The sequence below is a fragment of the Catellatospora tritici genome (assembly GCF_019083965.1).
Classification (GTDB): Bacteria; Actinomycetota; Actinomycetes; order Mycobacteriales; family Micromonosporaceae; genus Catellatospora; species Catellatospora tritici.
The window spans coordinates 159,186-174,510 of sequence record NZ_JAHRCY010000012.1; the positions used below are offsets into that span (position 1 = coordinate 159,186).

Below are 15,325 nucleotides of genomic sequence, written 5' to 3' on the forward strand. Positions count from 1 at the left end.
CACCCTAGCCGGACCCGGGCCGTGGTCGCTGTCCCACCACGGCCCGGGTCGGCGCGATCAGAGCCCCGGGTACAGCGGATACGCGGCGGCGAGCTTGGTGACCCGCGCCCGCAGCCGCTCGGCGGTCGCCCTGTCGTAGGACGGCAGCAGGGTCGCCGCCACGATGTCGGCGACCTCGGCGAACGCCTCCTCGCCGAAGCCCCGGGCGGCCAGCGCCGCCGTGCCGATGCGCAGGCCCGAGGTGACCATCGGCGGCCGGGGGTCGCCGGGCACCGCGTTGCGGTTCACGGTGATGCCGACGTCGTGCAGCCGGTCCTCGGCCTGGCGTCCGTCCAGCTCCGAGCGGCGCAGGTCGACCAGGACCAGGTGCACGTCGGTGCCGCCGGTCAGCACCGCCGCCCCGGCCGACGCGACGTCGGGTGCGGTGAGCCGCTCCGCCAGCAGTTTCGCCCCGGCCAGGGTGCGCCGCTGCCGGTCGGCGAACTCGGGCTGGGCCGCCATCCGGAACGCGACCGCCTTGGCCGCCACCACATGCTCCAGCGGTCCACCCTGCTGACCCGGGAAGACCGCGCTGTCGACCTTGCGGGCGACGTCCTCGTGGTTGGTCAGGATCACCCCGCCGCGCGGACCGCCGAGGGTCTTGTGGGTCGTCGTGGTCACCACGTCGGCGTACGGCACCGGGTTCGGGTGCAGGCCCGCGGCGACCAGCCCGGCGAAGTGCGCCATGTCCACCATCAGCCGTGCGCCGACCTCGTCGGCCACCGCCCGGAACGCGGCGAAGTCCAACTGCCGGGGGTACGCCGACCAGCCCGCGATCAGCAACGACGGCCGATGCTCGCGGGCCAGCCGCGCCACCTCGTCCAGGTCGACCAGGCCGTCGTCCGCGCGGACCCGGTAGCCGACCGCGCGATACAGGCGGCCGGAGAAGTTGATCCGCATGCCGTGGGTGAGGTGACCGCCGTGGGCCAGGTCCAGGCCCAGGATCGTGTCGCCGGGCTGGATCAGCGCCATCATCGCCGCCGCGTTGGCCTGCGCGCCCGAGTGCGGCTGCACGTTGGCGTACCCCGCTGCGAACAGCGCCTTGACCCGCTCGATCGCCAGCCGTTCGACCACGTCGACGTGCTCGCAGCCGCCGTAGTAGCGCCGCCCCGGGTAGCCCTCGGCGTACTTGTTCGTCAGCACCGAGCCCTGTGCCTGCAGCACCGCCAGCGGTGCGAAGTTCTCGCTGGCGATCATCTCCAGGGTGTCGCGTTGGCGGTCCAGCTCGGCGCGAAGCGCCGCGTGCACCTCAGGGTCGAACTCGGCCAGGGGCCGGTCCAGCACGCTCATGCCGCCTCCCCCGTCAGCGCCGCGTAACCGTCGGCGTCGAGCAGGTCGGGCGCCGAGGTCAGCCGCAGCCGGAACAGCCAGCCCTGGCCGTACGGGTCGCTGTTGAGCAGCCCCGGGTCGGCCACGACCGCCTCGTTGACCGCGACGACCTCGCCGTCGGCGGGGGCGTACAGCTCACTGACCGATTTGGTCGACTCCACCTCACCGCACGGCTGCCCCGCCGCCAAGACCTGGCCGGGGCGCGGCAGCTCGACGTAGACGACGTCGCCGAGCGCGTCGGCCGCGAACGCGGTGATGCCCACCGTCGCCCCGTCCCCGGCCGCGGCCAGCCACTCGTGCTCGCGCGTGTACTTCAGCTCCTGCGGGATCATGGTCAACGCCCTTCCTGGGTACGTCGGTAGGACGGCAGCTCGACGACGGTGACGGTCTCGTGGCCGCCCCGGACGTCGACGGCGAGCACGGTGCCCACGGCGCAGCGGTCGGCGGCCACGTACGCCATCGCGATCGGGCGGCCGAGGGTCGGCGACGGGGCGCCGCTGGTGACGGTGCCGACGCGGGCGCCGGTGTCCGGGTCGAGCACCGCGTAGCCGTGGCGCGGGGCACGCCGCCCGCCCGACACCAGCCCGACCAGCACCTCGGCGACCTGATCGCGGCGTACGACCAGCGCGTCGCGGCCGACGAAGTCGGGCTTGTCCAGGGCCACCACCCGACCCAACCCGGCCTGGTAGGGACTGACCCCGGCGGTCAACTCGTGGCCGTACAGCGGCATGCCTGCCTCCAGCCGCAGCGTGTCCCGGCAGGCCAGCCCCGCCGGGACCAGCCCGTGCGGGGTCCCCGCGGCCGCCACCGCCGCCCAGATCCCGGGGGCGTCCTCGGTGGCGCAGTAGATCTCGAAACCGTCCTCGCCGGTGTACCCGGTGCGGGCCAGCAGCACCGGCCGCCCCGCCAGCCACGCCGCGTCGATCGCGTAGTAGCGCAGCGAACCCAGGTCGGCGCCGGTCAGCGGGGTGAGGATCGCGGCCGCGCGCGGGCCCTGGACCGCGATGAGCGCCCACCGCGCCGACACGTCGCGCACCGCGACCGCGAAGCCCTCGGCGCGCCCGGTCAGGGCGGTGCACACGGTGGCGGTGTTGGCGGCGTTGGCCACGACCAGGTAGCGGTGCGGCTCCAGCCGGTACACGACCAGGTCGTCGAGGATGCCGCCGTCGGGCGCGCAGATCATCGTGTACCGGGCCCGGCCGGGCTGGACGGCCGACAGGCGGCCCACCAGCGCGTGGTCCAGGAAAGCGGCCGCGTCGGCGCCGTCGACCTCGAGCTGCCCCATGTGGCTGAGGTCGAACAGCCCGGCGCCGCGGCGTACGGCGTGATGCTCGGCCAGCTCGCTGCCGTAGCGCAGCGGCATCGTCCACCCGGCGAACGGGGTGAGCACCGCGCCCAGCGCCACGTGGACGTCGTGCAGCGGAGTGTTTCTGAGAACGGATTCAGGCCCGGCTGCGCCCTGCTCGAGGCAGGGCAGGGCAGCGGGCGGCGCGTCTGCGCTCACGGGAGGCTCCCTGGTCCGGGTGCCGCGCACGCGGCACCGTGATGGTGGGCCTCCCCCTCTGTCATCACAGCCTGAGAGCTTCACCGTCGCGGGGACGGTTTGCACCGTGGGCGCGGGACCGTCCGGTCCCGACTTTCCAGAGTTCGCCTAGCCGCGGCGGTACGTGGGCCTGAGAGATTCCGGGGAGAAGTTGCTCCTTCGGCGTCCCGATGGTGCGGGGACTCTCCCGCCGCGGTTCGTTCAGCGAGATATTCGGTTGTCGCGCGTACCGTATGCGCCGCCGCCGACCGCGTCAAGAAGCCTGGCCGTGCGTGCGGACGCGGCGGGCCGCGTACCCGAGGATCGCCAACGCGACCAGCGCGAACACGATGTGGGTGACCAGGTTCAGCGTCGCCTCGCCACCCTGCACCGGCAGTTGGAAGAACGCGTGCCAGGCGTAGGTGAGCAGCGCGGCGGCCGCCAACGCGAACCGGTGCCAGGCACCCCACGATCCGCGCGCTGACCAACGGGAGACGAGCAGCACCAGCACCGCGAGGTCGACCACCAGCACCGCCACGCCGACCCAGATCGGCGGCAGCTCAGCGCCGAACAGGACCAGCCCCGCGCCGAAAGCGACCGCGAAGACCGGCCACGGACCCGGCGCCTCGCGCTCACCCTCGCTCTCGCCGCGCGCGGTGCGGGCCGGGACCAGGAACGCGGCGACGACCAGCGCCACCGCCACGACCGCCGCCACGGCCAACTGCGCGGGCTCGGCCATGAAATGACCGTCGGCGTACGAGAACGAGAAGATCGCCGCGCAGCCGGCCGCGAACAGGGCGATCGAGGCGACGAACCCGGGCGTGCGCAGCCACGGCTGCTCGCGCCGTGCCCCGGTCGCCTCCTCCACCAGCGCGATCGGGGCGCCGATGCTCCAGACCGTGTGGATGGTGAGCACGAACAGCGTCCACGGGACCGCGATCCCCAGCGCCGGGACGAAGCCCGCGTCGAGCAGGTGCGCCCCGACGTAGTCCGGGTTGAACAACGACTGGGTCAGCAGGCCCTCCTCGACCACGCCGAAGGCCAGCGCGAGCAGCAGAATCGTCGGCCAGCCCCGGCCGGTGCGGCGGGTCAGCTCGCGGATGAACAGCGCGCCGCCGCCGTACATCGTCGACAGCGGCAGGATCAGGAGGATCATCGTGATCGGGAAGTCGCCGAGCAGGAACTCGGCGACGAACGGGGACAGGAAGTACAGGGCGATCGCCGGGGCCACACGCCGCATGGCGCTGTCCTTTCGCACGTCGAGGGTGTCCCCACCACTGTCGCGCCCACCGTCCACCCGTCGGCAGAGCACCCGCTCCAGAATTCATCAGGACGAATGTCACACCGCGGGCGGGACATTCGCCCGCTGGCGGGGACACTTCCTGCCCCGTCGAACCACTACATTGGATCGTCATGGGGAGACGCGATCCACGGTTGGACGACGCCCACGCCCTGTACGAGGCGTCGGTGTTCTACGGTGACGACCAGGCCCTGGACAAAGCGGCGCCGCTGCTCGACCAGGTCGAGGCCGACCTCGCGCTCGCGCGCGGGCGGCTGCTGCACGCGAGGTACCTGCGCGACCGCGACCAGGAGGACCCGGCCGAGCTGCCGCTGTTCGAGCGGGCCGCCGAGCTCTACCGCCAGGTCGGGGACCGCCAGGGCGAGGCCGAGGCGCTGTTCTACATCGGGATCTACCACCAGGTGCTGCACAACGACGGAGTGGTGTCGAAGCCGTACCTGGACATCGCCGAGCACCTGGCCGAGGAGGTCGGCGACCGGCTGCTGCTGTCCTACGTCGTGCGGCACATCGGCTTCGTCCACCAGTACGAGGACGGCGACCTCGACCGCGCGCGGCAGCGCCAGGAGCAGTCACTCGCCCTGCGCCGCGAGGTCGGCCACCTGCCCGGTGCGGCGGCCGCGCTGCTGGCCCTGGCCGGGATCGCCGGGCAGGCGGGCGACACCGCCGAGCGCGAGCGGCTGCTCGACGAGGCCGAACGCACCGCCACCGAGGCACAGGCCCAGGGCGTGCTCCGCTGGATCGCGGCCGAGCGTTCCGGTGCGGACGACTGAGCCGCACCGGCGGGATCACGCGCAGGTCTATCCGGCGCTCGCCGGGTTCTGGGACGACTTCGACTGGAGCGACACGCGTCTGGAGCACTCGGGTGCTCGCCGCGCCGGTGTGGCGCCGCTTCACGACTGGCCGGGAGTAGGCACGGGCACGGGCTGCGGCACCGGCGAGGTGCCCCGAAGGCGCCGCAGTTCGGGCTCGGTGCCGATGCAGCCTGGCCCAGGCGTAGACCATCAGGGCCACGATCGGAACCAGCATGAAGACCCAGAATCCGGCGCTTCGCCACAGCGGGGCCGCGACCACGTACAGCCCGGCGCCCAGCAACCAACACAAGACTGCGGTGACGGCAGACCACACGCGGGTACGAGAACGCGACACGGCGCTCACCGTACCCATGGTGTGCGAGGCGGCTCAGAGGTCCAGGAACGCCGTCAACGCCCAGACCACCTCGTCCGGGATGTCGTGGCCGCCGGTGAAGGGCAGCCAGTCGACGGTGTGGCCGTGCTCGGCCAGGATGTCGCGCGTGCTCTCCCCGGCCGCGAACGGGACCTGGTCGTCCAGTTCGCCGTGCGCCAGCAGGATTCTCGGACGGCCGCCGTCGGCCACGTGCCGCTCGGTGTCGGCGAGCAGCACCGCCGACAGCGCCGCGACCTTGGCCACGCCGGAACCCGGCGCGAGCGCCACGTCGAGGGCGAGCATGCCGCCCTGCGAGAACCCGGCCAGGGACACCTGACGAACGTCGTACCGGTGGCGCAGGTCGGTGAGCAGTTCCAGCACGCGGGCCCGTGCCACGTCGACCTGCCGGTGACGCGGGCCGGTCGCGGCCGGTGTGCCGTGCCAGGCCCAGGTGGGCCGGTCCTCGCTGTCCAGCGGCCACCACTGGCGACCGCCGACCGGGCTGGTCTGCGGCGCCTCGGGAACGACCACCAGCCGCTGCGGGGCGCTGAGCAGGTCCGCCAGCGCGAGCAGGCCCTCCCGGTCGTCGCCGTAGCCGTGCAGCAGGACCAGCGCGGACATCGCCGACGGCGCGTCGCCCATCGTCACCAGCCCATCGTGTCAGGGGCACCCTTGACCGGGCCGACGATGTCGGCGGTGATCCAGCCGCCGTAGAAGTCGCCGGGCTGCGCCGTGACCGGCTCGCCGTCGACGGTGCACCGGTCGAACTTCGACGGGTAGAACGCCAGCAGCCCCGCCAACTGCTCGTATCCGGGCGAGGGCTGCTCGTACGACCACGCCGCCCGGCGCACCACCTCGTCGCCCACGACCGCGTCCCAGTACGTTGCGACGCCCTTGAACTCGCAGAACGATTCATGGTCCACGCGCCGCACCGGCACCAGTACGCCGGCGGGCGGCACGTAGTACACGGGCGGATGGGACGTCTCCAGCACCCGCACGGCGTCCCGGCTGTCCACGACGACCTGCCCCGCGTGAGTCACCACGACGCGCCGCGCCGTGCGCTCCACCCGGGGCGGACGCGGGTAGTCCCACACCGATTCGACCATGTGCTCGACCTTAGCCGCATGCTGCGGTAACACGGCGGCGCCGGGGTCATCCGACCCCGGCGAGCGCCTTCTTCCGCTCCGGCTCGGCGGCGTCGCGCTGGACGGCCACCGCCGGGCCGAGCGCCCGGACGATGTCCTCCACCCGCGCCTTGGCGTCGCCGAACAGCATCGAGCTGTTGTCCCGGAAGAACAGCGGATTCTGCACGCCCGCGTACCCGGCGGCCATGGACCGCTTGAACACGACCACGTGCTCGGCCTCCCACACCCGCAGCACCGGCATCCCGGCGATCGGGCTGCCCGGGTCGGCCGCGGCCGGGTTCACGGTGTCGTTGGCGCCGATCACCAGGACCACGGAGGTCCCGGCGAAGTCGTCGTTGATCTCGTCCATCTCCAGCACGATGTCGTACGGCACGTTCGCCTCGGCCAGCAGCACGTTCATGTGTCCGGGCAGCCGCCCCGCGACGGGGTGGATGCCGAAGCGCACCTGCACTCCCCGGGCGCGCAGCAGCCGGGTCAGCTCCGCGACCGGCCCCTGCGCCTGCGCCACGGCCATGCCGTACCCGGGCGTGATGATCACCGAGGTGGCGTCGCGCAGCAGCGCCGCGGTCTCGACCGCGCTGGTCTCGTGGTGCGTGCCGTAGTCGGTGTCGTCGGCCGGCCCGGCCTCGATCCCGAACCCGCCCGCGATGACGGAGATGAACGACCGGTTCATCGCCTGGCACATGATGTACGACAGGTACGCGCCCGACGAGCCGACCAGCGCCCCGGTGACGATGAGCAGGTTGTTGTTCAGCAGGAAGCCGGAGGCGGCCGCGGCCCAGCCGGAGTAGCTGTTGAGCATCGACACCACCACCGGCATGTCGCCGCCGCCGATGGACGCGACCAGGTGCCAGCCCAGTGCCAACGCCAGCACGGTCACCCCGACCAGCAGCGCCAGCGTCGGCCCGGCTACGAAGAAGCCGGTGAGCACCCCGAACCCGGCCAGCGCGGCCAGGTTGAGCAGGTTGCGACCCGGCAGCATCAGCGGGCTGGACGAGATCCGCGCCGACAGCTTCAGGTACGCCACGATCGAGCCGGTGAAGGTGACGGCCCCGATGAACACGCCGACGAACACCTCGCCGTGGTGGATGCGCAGCATCGCCCCGGCCAGTTCGGTGTGGTCGGCTCCCTCGACCTCGAGATAGCCGCTCCAGCCGACCAGCACGGCGGCCAGGCCGACGAAGCTGTGCAGAATGGCGATCAGCTCCGGCATGCCGGTCATCTGCACGACGCGGGCGCGCCACAGACCGATCCCGCCGCCGACGAGCATCGCACCGGCGAGCACCGCCCCGGCGGTGGCGTCGATGCTGCGGGAGGCCAGCGCGACGGTGGCGATCAGCGCGACGGCCATGCCGCTGATGCCGAAGACGACCCCGGCTCGGGCGCTGTCGTGCCGGGACAGTCCGGCGAGGCTGAGGATGAACAGCAAAGCGGCGACGATGCAGGCAGCCTGCACCGCGGTGGCGGCGGTCATTGGTTTGATCAGCCCTTCGAGAACATGCCGAGCATGCGCCGGGTGACGGCGAACCCGCCGACGATGTTGATGGTGGCCAGCAGGATGGCCGCGCAGGCCAGCACGGTGACGGTGACGTCGCCGTGCCCGATCTGCAGCAGGGCGCCGACCACGATGATGCCGCTGATGGCGTTGGTGACCGACATCAGCGGGGTGTGCAGCGCGTGGTGCACCTTCCCGACGACGTAGTAGCCGATGACGACGGCGAGCACGAAGACGGTGAAGTTGCCGGTGAACTCCCGCGGCGCGAACGCGGTGACCGCGAACAGCACCGCCGCCGCCAACCCGACCAGGGCGTACGTCCGCGACGGTTTCCGGGCGGGCTTCTCCTGCGGCGCGGGTGGGGCCGCGGGTGTGGCGGGTGTGGCCGAGACCTGCACCGGCGGCGGGGGCCAGGTCTTCTCCCCGTCGCGCACGACGGTCATGCCGCGCACGATCACGTCGTCGAAGTCGACCGACAGCCGCCCGTCCCTGTTCGGGGTGAGCAGCTTCATCAGGTTGACCAGGTTGGTGCCGTACAGCTGCGAGGCCTGGGTGGCCAGGCGCCCGGCCAGGTCGGTGTAGCCGATGATGGTGACGCCGTTGGCGGTGACGACCGCCTGCCCCGCGACCGTGCCCGCAACGTTGCCGCCCTGCGCGGCGGCCATGTCGACGATGACGCTGCCGGGCCGCATGCTCGCCACCTGCTCGGCGGTGATCAGCTTCGGGGCGGGACGGCCGGGGATCAGCGCGGTGGTGATGATGATGTCGACGTCGGCGGCCTGCTCGGTGTAGAGGTCGGCGGCGCGGCGGTCGTAGTCGGCGGAGGTCTGCCGGGCGTACCCGTCGGTGCTCGACTCCTGCACGGCGGCGACGGTCAGGAACTCCCCGCCCAGCGAGCGGACCTGCTCGGCGACCTCGGGGCGCGGGTCGGTGGCGCGGACCACCGCGCCGAGGCTCTTGGCGGCGCCGATGGCGGCCAGCCCGGCGACCCCGGCCCCGGCGATCAGGACCTTGGCCGGGGGAACCTTGCCCGCGGCGGTCACCTGACCGGTGAAGAAACGGCCGAACGCGTGCGCGGCCTCGACCACGGCCCGGTAACCGGCGATGTTGGCCATCGAGCTGAGCACGTCCATCGACTGGGCACGGGAGATGCGCGGCACCGCGTCCATGGCCAGGACGGTCACCGGCCGCTGTGCGAGAGCCTCGACAAGCTCGGGCCGGATGGCGGGGCCGATCAGGCCGATCAGGACGGCGCCGGGTCGCAGCCTGGCGATCTCGTCGGGCGAGGGCGGCTCGACCTTGACGATGACGTCGGCCTGCCAGCACTCGTCCCGGCTGCGAATCTTCGCGCCGGCGGCCGTGTACGCGTCGTCGGAGAAGCTCGACCGGGCACCGGCGCCGGACTCGACCTCCACCTCGTACCCGAGCTCGACCAGTGCTTTCACCGTCGCCGGGGTCGCGGCCACGCGGGTCTCCCCGGCCCCCGACTCCGCCGCCACGGCCAGCCGCTGGGCCGTCCCCTCCGGCACGGGCACATCCTGCCCCTGCCGCTGCATGCCACGTTGCATGCCGCCCTGCTGCTCCACTGCCTCTCCCGTCACGCAGTGACCCCGAACTGGATCGAGATCACGGTCCATGGTGTGGCCACCGGACGCCCGCGTCAATGTACGCGCCGCCTAGATCACACCAGTGATGGCCGATGTCCGACGACGACAGTCACGCACCGGCGCCCGGCCGGTCAGACATCGACGGTGAGGCGGACCGAGACCTGGTCGCCGAGTTCGAGCCGCTCGGCGCGGCGCACCGACGCCTTCACCGGCACGATGTAGCGCCCGTCCTTGGGCCACAGGGACGTCGTCCAGCCGGTCACGCCGATCCGCGCCGCCACCGGGATCATGCCCCAGCCGTAGGTGACCTGCGCCGACGCCGCCTCGATCGCCGCGCACTGCTCGTCGGGCACGGTGACGAAGTGCCACGGCGCCGGTCCTCGCCAGAACCAGATCTCACCGTCGAATTGCAGGTCCATGCGGGCCAGAATAGGGGCAGTCACCGATGGCGGCAGCCCCGTCGACGCGCGCGACTCAGGCGGGGTCGAGGACGAACACCGGGATCTCGCGGGTGACCTTCTTCTGGTACGAGTCGTAGGTCGGGAACGCCTCGACCGCCCACTGCCACCACTGCTCGCGTTCGGCCCCGGTGACCAGCCGCGCGTGGTACGGCTTGCGCACCGGCCCGTCCTGCAGCATCACGTCGGGGTGGGCGACGATGTTGTGGTACCAGTCCGGGTTGTTCGGCGCACCGCCGACCGAGGCGACCAGGGCGTAACTGCCGTCGTGCTCGACCCGCATCAGCGGCGTCTTGCGGATCTTGCCGGACTTGGCGCCGCGCATCGTCACCACGATGACCGGCATCCCCATGATCGTGTTGCCTTTGGCCCCGTCGCTCGCCTCGTACTCGGCGACCTGCTTTACCGACATCGGCCACGTTCCGGGGGCGTACTCCCCTGTCAGCTCCATTCCACGCAGTGTAGGCCGATCCACCCGGACGGCCCGCCTGCCGGCGCCGGACGCGTGTCCACAGGCTGCTTAGGCGTCGTTCAGATGAGAACGCAGGCTTGGTCACGTCCGCCAAGCCTTCCTAGGAGGATGGATTGGTAGACCAAGGATCCGGCTCGAAGCTTGGCACTCTGGACACGCGGCTTCTCGATATGGTCGGCGAGCAGACCGGGCCAGGCGGGTGTGACACGGAGGAGGCCGACGTGCGAGTCAGCATGGTGACCGACAGCGAACGGGCCGGGCGGACCAATGAGGACTTCGTCGGAGCGGTCGCGAACGCTGTGGTGCTGCTCGACGGGGCGGGTATCCAGGGCATCGAGTCCATCTGCCGACACGGCGTCGCGTGGTACACCCACCGCCTCGGCGGCGCGCTGCTGCACCGGCTGTCCGTCGAGGACGGCCGCGACCTGTCCGTGCTGCTGGCCGAGGCGATCGACGAGCTGGCCGACGCGCACCGCGACACGTGCGACCTGACGAACCCGAGCAGCCCGTCGGCCACCGTGGCCGTGCTGCGCTTCGACGGTGACCGGGCCGACCACCTCCTGCTCGGCGACAGCGTGATGGCGCTGGACCGGGTCGACCTCCCGCCGCTGGTCCTCGACGACCGGCGGGAGGTCGACATCCGACAGCCGCTGCTGGACGCGCTGTACGCGCAGGAACCAGGCACTGCCGCGTACGAGCAGGTCCGGGTGGAGGCGGTGACCGCGATGCGGGCCAACCGCAACCAGCCTGGCGGGTTCTGGGTGGCCAAGGACGATCCGAACGCCGCCGCCGAAGCGATCACGGGCAGCCTGCCGCTGGCCGAGCTGACCGCTGCGGCGCTGCTCAGCAACGGGGCCAGCCGCATCGCCGACCGGTATGCCCTGGCCGACTGGCCCGAGGTGCTGACCCTGCTCGGCACGCACGGTCCAGCCGAGATCATCCGGCGGGTACGGGAGGCCGAGCGCCAGCCGGGAGGTGCGGTCCCCGACGACGCGACGGTCGCCTACTGCGTACCGCCGCGGTTAGCATGATCGCCCCACCCGGCGCCAGCGAGGACCAGCCATGACCGACCCCTCCCCGACCACTGCCGCGACCGACCCGGCGCTGCCCGGCGGCGGTGTCGGCAGGCAGCGGCAGGGCGTGATCTATCGCGACGGCGTCAGCGGCCGCGTCCCCACCGTGCCGACCGCCTATCCGGCGCTGCGGAAGCGGGCCGAGCGGGTCCTGTCGCGCAAGGCGTACGCCTATGTCGCGGGCGGTGCCGGGATGGAGACCACCGACGCGGCCAACCGCGCGGCGTTCGACCGGTGGCGGATCGTGCCCCGGATGCTGCGCGACGTGTCGGCGCGCGACACCTCGGTGGAGCTGTTCGGGCGGCGACTGAGCGCACCGCTGCTGCTGGCCCCGATCGGGGTGCTGGAACTGGCGCACGCCGAGGCGGACGTCGCGGTGGCGCGGGCGGCCGCCGCCGAAGGGGTCCCCTACATCCTGTCCACGCAGGCGTCGCGGCCGATGGAGGAGGTCACGGCGGCGATGGGCCAGGGACCGCGCTGGTTCCAGCTCTACTGGAGCCGGTCGGAGGAGCTGGTCGGCAGCTTCCTGGAGCGGGCCGAGGCCAGTGGCTGCGAGGCGCTGGTGGTCACGCTCGACACGACGCTGCTGGGCTGGCGCGCCCGCGACCTGGACCTGGGGTCGCTGCCGTTCAGCCGGGGGCAGGGCATCGCGCAGTACACGAGCGACCCGGTGTTCGCCCGGCTGACGGCCGAGCGGGCCGCCCAGCCGAAGTCCGGCCCGGCGCCGCGGGTCACTCCGGCGGCGATCGGCTCGCTGGTCTCGATCGCGCGCCGTCACCCGGGCTCGACGCTGCGCAACCTGGTCTCGCCGCTGCCGCGCGCGGCCGTGGAGACGTTCCTCGACATCTTCTCGCGCCAGGATCTGACCTGGGGCGATCTGGCCCGGCTGCGGGCGCGTACGAAGCTGCCGATCGTGCTCAAGGGGCTGCAGCACCCCGACGACGCCCGCCGGGCGCTGGACGCCGGGATGGACGGGGTGATCGTGTCCAACCACGGCGGACGGCAGGTCGACGGCGCGACCGGTTCGCTCGACGCGCTGCCCGGGATCGTCGACGCGGTGGCCGGGCGGGTGCCGGTGCTGTTCGACAGCGGGGTGCGGGGCGGGGCTGACGTGGTCAAGGCGCTCGCGCTGGGCGCGCGGGCGGTGTGCGTCGGGCGGCCCTACTTCTACGGCCTGGCCTTGGCCGGGGAGCAGGGGGTGCGGGAGGTCATCCAGAACCTGCGCGCCGAACTGGACCTGACCATGGCCCTGTCCGGCTGCGCGTCCCTGGCCGACGTCACGCCGGAGCTGCTGGTCCGCGCGTGAGGCCGGTGAAGACGACCGAGCACATCTCCTCGGCGATCTGCGCCGGGGTCTTCGGGCCGTCGGCGCGATACCAGGTCGGCATACTGGTGGTCACCCCGAAGATCATCCAGGAGATGGTTTCCGGGGACGCCGTCGCCGAAAAGTCGCCGCGCTGCTGCCCGTCCCGGATGACCCCGCGGACGAGGTCGAGGTAGCGGCGCCAGCGGTCGCGCAGGGTCTGCCAGTGCTCGTGGTCCAGTCGGCTGGACTCGCGGCTGAAGATCGTGGCGGCGGTGATGTGCTCGGCGGTGCTGGCCACGACGTCGGCGACGATCGCGCGCAGCGCTGCCTCGGGCGCCAGGCCCCGGGCCAGGATCGCCTCCAGGCCCGCCAACTGGGCGGCCAGCACCGAGCCGTAGATCTCGAAGAGCAGCTCCTCCTTGGACGGGAAGTAGTAGTAGAAGCTGCCCTTGGTGACCCCGGCCCGGGTGACCACCTGCTGCACGGACGCGCCGTCGTAGCCCGCCTCGGCGAAGACGCTGATGGCGGCGGCGACCAGGCGCGAGCGCGCGTCGTCCATCAGAAGGCGTCCGCCGGTACGTCCATCAGGGCGTTGTCGGTGCGCTCCAGCACCGCCCGCCGCGCGGACAGCTCCGGCAGCACGGTGGTGGCGAAGAACCGGGCCACGGCCAGCTTGCCGGTGTAGAAGGCGGTCTCGGTGCTGCCCGCGGCCAGTGCGGCGCCCGCCACCGCCGCCTGCCGGGTGAGCAGGTAACCGATGAGCAGGTCGCCGAAGCTCATCAGCAGCCGGGTGGTGTTCTGGCCGACGCGGTAGATCTCGGCCGGGCTCTCGGCGGAGTCGCGGGTCCAACCGAGCATGGTCGCGGCCATCGTCCGCACCTCGGCCAGCGCCTCGCGCAGCGCGGCCGCCTCGGTCTTGAGTTCGCCGCGCTGCTCCAGACCGGTCACGAACTCTTCGATCTCGCCGGTGACCAGGCCGAAGGCGACCTCGCGGTCGCGGACCACCTTGCGGAAGAAGAAGTCCTGCCCCTGGATGCCGGTGGTGCCCTCGTACAACGTGTCGATCTTCGTGTCGCGCAGGTACTGCTCCATCGGGTAGTCCTGCAGGAAGCCCGAGCCGCCCAGCGTCTGCAGCGACAGCGCCAGCAGCTCGTACGACCGCTCGGAGCCGACGCCCTTGACGATCGGCAGCAGCAGGTCGTTGACGCTGGCCCCGAGCTCGTGCCCGCGGTCGAGCCAGTCGGCGGTGTAGAGGTACACGGCGCGCAGGCCCTCGGCGTACGCCTTCTGCAGCATCAGCATCCGGCGCACGTCCGGGTGGTGGTCGATGGTGACGCGCGGGGCCGTCTTGTCGGTCATCCGGGTCAGGTCGGCGCCCTGCACCCGCTGGCGGGCGTAGTCGAGCGCATTGAGGTACCCGGTCGACAGCGCGGCGATCGCCTTGACGCCGACCTGCATCCGGGCCGACTCGATCACCTTGAACATCTGCGCGATGCCGTCGTGCACCTCGCCGACCAGCCAACCCTTGGCCGGCACGCCGTGCGCGCCGAAGGTCAGCTCGCAGGTGGTGGAGACCTTCAGGCCCATCTTGTGCTCGACGTTGGTGACGAACACGCCGTTGCGCTCACCCAGCTGCCCGGTCTGCGGGTCGATGTGGAACTTCGGCACCAGGAACATGGACAAGCCCTTGGTGCCGGGACCACCGACACCCGGCGTGTCCACCGGGCGGGCCAGCACGAAGTGCATGATGTTGTCGGCCATGTCGTGCTCGGCCGAGGTGATGAACCGCTTGACGCCCTCGATGTGCCAGGAGCCGTCGGGCTGCGGGACCGCGCGGGTGCGCCCGGCGCCGACGTCGGAACCCGCGTCGGGCTCGGTCAGCACCATGGTGGCGCCCCAGCCGTTCTCGATCATCAGTTCGGCGAGGCGCCGCTGCTCGGGGGTGCCCATGGTGTGCAGCAGACCGCCGAAGCCGGGGCCGCCGGCGTACATGTAGACCGGCGCGTTGCCGCCCTGGACCAGCTCGATCAGCGCCCACCACAGGGCCCGGGGCGCGGCGGTGCCGCCCGCCTCCACCGGCAGGTCCAGGCGCCAGAACTCGGCGTCCATGTACGCCCGGTAGGCCCGGCGCAGCGACTCGGGCATGGTCACCGAGTAGGTGGCGGGGTCGTAGCGGGGCGGGTTGCGGTCGCCGTCGCGGTACGAATCGGAGATGACGCCGGTGGCGAGCCGGTCGACCTCGTCGAGCATCGTCACGGCCGTCTGCCCGTCGAGGTCGGCGAACCGGCCGTGCCCGAGGGCGGCCCCGGTGCCGAGCACCTCGAACAGGTTGAAGCGGAGGTCGCGCACGTTGCTGCGGTAGTGGCTCATCTGCGGCATCTCCCGGGTCCGGATAGTGACGCTCCGATCCCACCG

15 protein-coding genes and 2 riboswitches are annotated in these 15,325 nt (G+C 72.2%); of the genes, 3 read left to right on the forward strand and 12 right to left on the reverse strand.

Annotated elements, in window-relative coordinates; all coding sequences use genetic code 11:
* Positions 1–57 precede the first annotated feature (57 nt).
* From glyA to KUA19_RS26200, 4 genes are all read right to left on the reverse strand, one after another.
* Positions 58–1,329 carry a serine hydroxymethyltransferase gene (glyA, locus tag KUA19_RS26185; protein WP_217400034.1) on the reverse strand — a complete coding sequence of 424 codons (1,272 nt, stop codon included), beginning with the start codon at positions 1,327–1,329 and terminating at the stop codon, positions 58–60.
* Positions 1,326–1,700, reverse strand: a complete 375-nt coding sequence (gcvH, locus tag KUA19_RS26190; RefSeq protein WP_217400035.1) for a glycine cleavage system protein GcvH — start codon at positions 1,698–1,700, stop codon at positions 1,326–1,328. The genes glyA and gcvH overlap by 4 nt, the downstream gene beginning before the upstream one ends.
* Positions 1,701–1,702: 2 nt before the next feature.
* A complete protein-coding gene (gcvT, locus tag KUA19_RS26195; protein ID WP_308167650.1) occupies positions 1,703–2,872 on the reverse strand; it encodes a glycine cleavage system aminomethyltransferase GcvT in 1,170 nt (389 codons plus the stop codon).
* Positions 2,873–2,920: 48 nt separating this feature from the next.
* Positions 2,921–3,019, reverse strand: a riboswitch (glycine riboswitch).
* Positions 3,020–3,111: riboswitch (glycine riboswitch) on the reverse strand.
* 53 nt (positions 3,112–3,164) lie between these two features.
* Positions 3,165–4,130: a hypothetical protein gene (locus KUA19_RS26200; protein ID WP_217400036.1), complete on the reverse strand. Its 966-nt coding sequence runs from the start codon at positions 4,128–4,130 to the stop codon at positions 3,165–3,167.
* A gap of 173 nt (positions 4,131–4,303) precedes the next feature.
* Between KUA19_RS26200 and KUA19_RS26205 the strand changes: the two genes are divergently transcribed.
* Positions 4,304–4,960 (forward strand): tetratricopeptide repeat protein, encoded by a 657-nt coding sequence (locus KUA19_RS26205; protein ID WP_217400037.1) that lies wholly within the window; start codon positions 4,304–4,306, stop codon positions 4,958–4,960.
* A 409-nt stretch (positions 4,961–5,369) separates the two neighbouring features.
* Here KUA19_RS26205 and KUA19_RS26210 read toward each other — a convergent pair whose 3' ends face one another.
* The 6 genes from KUA19_RS26210 to KUA19_RS26235 form a co-directional block, all read right to left on the reverse strand.
* Entirely contained in the window at positions 5,370–5,996 is a 627-nt protein-coding gene (locus KUA19_RS26210; protein ID WP_254550167.1) for an alpha/beta hydrolase, read from the reverse strand.
* Positions 5,997–5,998: 2 nt separating this feature from the next.
* The gene (locus tag KUA19_RS26215; protein ID WP_217400040.1) at positions 5,999–6,460 is read right to left on the reverse strand and encodes a DUF427 domain-containing protein; all 462 of its coding nucleotides are present in this window, start codon (positions 6,458–6,460) and stop codon (positions 5,999–6,001) included.
* A gap of 46 nt (positions 6,461–6,506) precedes the next feature.
* Positions 6,507–7,973, reverse strand: a complete 1,467-nt coding sequence (gene pntB / locus KUA19_RS26220) for a Re/Si-specific NAD(P)(+) transhydrogenase subunit beta (RefSeq protein WP_217400042.1) — start codon at positions 7,971–7,973, stop codon at positions 6,507–6,509.
* A gap of 8 nt (positions 7,974–7,981) precedes the next feature.
* A complete protein-coding gene (locus KUA19_RS26225) occupies positions 7,982–9,595 on the reverse strand; it encodes a Re/Si-specific NAD(P)(+) transhydrogenase subunit alpha (RefSeq protein WP_308167651.1) in 1,614 nt (537 codons plus the stop codon).
* Between the two features lie 137 nt (positions 9,596–9,732).
* Complete coding sequence (locus KUA19_RS26230; RefSeq protein ID WP_217400043.1) at positions 9,733–10,020, reverse strand: DUF1905 domain-containing protein; 288 nt, start codon at positions 10,018–10,020, stop codon at positions 9,733–9,735.
* Positions 10,021–10,075: 55 nt separating this feature from the next.
* Complete coding sequence (locus KUA19_RS26235) at positions 10,076–10,510, reverse strand: nitroreductase family deazaflavin-dependent oxidoreductase (RefSeq protein ID WP_217400045.1); 435 nt, start codon at positions 10,508–10,510, stop codon at positions 10,076–10,078.
* 242 nt (positions 10,511–10,752) lie between these two features.
* Here KUA19_RS26235 and KUA19_RS26240 point away from each other — a divergent pair, with 242 nt between their 5' ends.
* Both KUA19_RS26240 and KUA19_RS26245 read left to right on the forward strand, forming a co-directional pair.
* Positions 10,753–11,562, forward strand: a complete 810-nt coding sequence (locus KUA19_RS26240; RefSeq protein WP_308167652.1) for a hypothetical protein — start codon at positions 10,753–10,755, stop codon at positions 11,560–11,562.
* A 31-nt stretch (positions 11,563–11,593) separates the two neighbouring features.
* Positions 11,594–12,910, forward strand: a complete 1,317-nt coding sequence (locus tag KUA19_RS26245) for an alpha-hydroxy-acid oxidizing protein (protein WP_217400047.1) — start codon at positions 11,594–11,596, stop codon at positions 12,908–12,910.
* Here KUA19_RS26245 and KUA19_RS26250 read toward each other — a convergent pair.
* Positions 12,882–13,469, reverse strand: coding sequence for a TetR/AcrR family transcriptional regulator (locus KUA19_RS26250; protein WP_217400048.1), 588 nt, complete (start codon positions 13,467–13,469; stop codon positions 12,882–12,884). The two genes, KUA19_RS26245 and KUA19_RS26250, sit on opposite strands and share 29 nt — an antisense overlap.
* Entirely contained in the window at positions 13,469–15,280 is a 1,812-nt protein-coding gene (locus KUA19_RS26255) for an acyl-CoA dehydrogenase (RefSeq protein WP_217400050.1), read from the reverse strand. Before KUA19_RS26255 ends, KUA19_RS26250 begins: the two co-directional genes overlap by 1 nt.
* Positions 15,281–15,325: the final 45 nt, after the last annotated feature.

Bases quoted from the DNA above. Each gene is read 5' to 3' on its own strand.
- KUA19_RS26215 (WP_217400040.1), bottom strand. From the start codon at position 6,460: ATGGTCGAATCGGTGTGGGACTACCCGCGTCCGCCCCGGGTGGAGCGC.
- glyA (WP_217400034.1), bottom strand. From the start codon at position 1,329: ATGAGCGTGCTGGACCGGCCCCTGGCCGAGTTCGACCCTGAGGTGCAC.
- KUA19_RS26250 (WP_217400048.1), bottom strand. From the start codon at position 13,469: ATGGACGACGCGCGCTCGCGCCTGGTCGCCGCCGCCATCAGCGTCTTC.
- pntB (WP_217400042.1), bottom strand. From the start codon at position 7,973: ATGACCGCCGCCACCGCGGTGCAGGCTGCCTGCATCGTCGCCGCTTTG.
- gcvH (WP_217400035.1), bottom strand. From the start codon at position 1,700: ATGATCCCGCAGGAGCTGAAGTACACGCGCGAGCACGAGTGGCTGGCC.
- KUA19_RS26230 (WP_217400043.1), bottom strand. From the start codon at position 10,020: ATGGACCTGCAATTCGACGGTGAGATCTGGTTCTGGCGAGGACCGGCG.
- KUA19_RS26235 (WP_217400045.1), bottom strand. From the start codon at position 10,510: ATGGAGCTGACAGGGGAGTACGCCCCCGGAACGTGGCCGATGTCGGTA.
- KUA19_RS26255 (WP_217400050.1), bottom strand. From the start codon at position 15,280: ATGAGCCACTACCGCAGCAACGTGCGCGACCTCCGCTTCAACCTGTTC.
- KUA19_RS26210 (WP_254550167.1), bottom strand. From the start codon at position 5,996: ATGGGCGACGCGCCGTCGGCGATGTCCGCGCTGGTCCTGCTGCACGGC.
- KUA19_RS26200 (WP_217400036.1), bottom strand. From the start codon at position 4,130: ATGCGGCGTGTGGCCCCGGCGATCGCCCTGTACTTCCTGTCCCCGTTC.
- KUA19_RS26205 (WP_217400037.1), top strand. From the start codon at position 4,304: ATGGGGAGACGCGATCCACGGTTGGACGACGCCCACGCCCTGTACGAG.
- KUA19_RS26245 (WP_217400047.1), top strand. From the start codon at position 11,594: ATGACCGACCCCTCCCCGACCACTGCCGCGACCGACCCGGCGCTGCCC.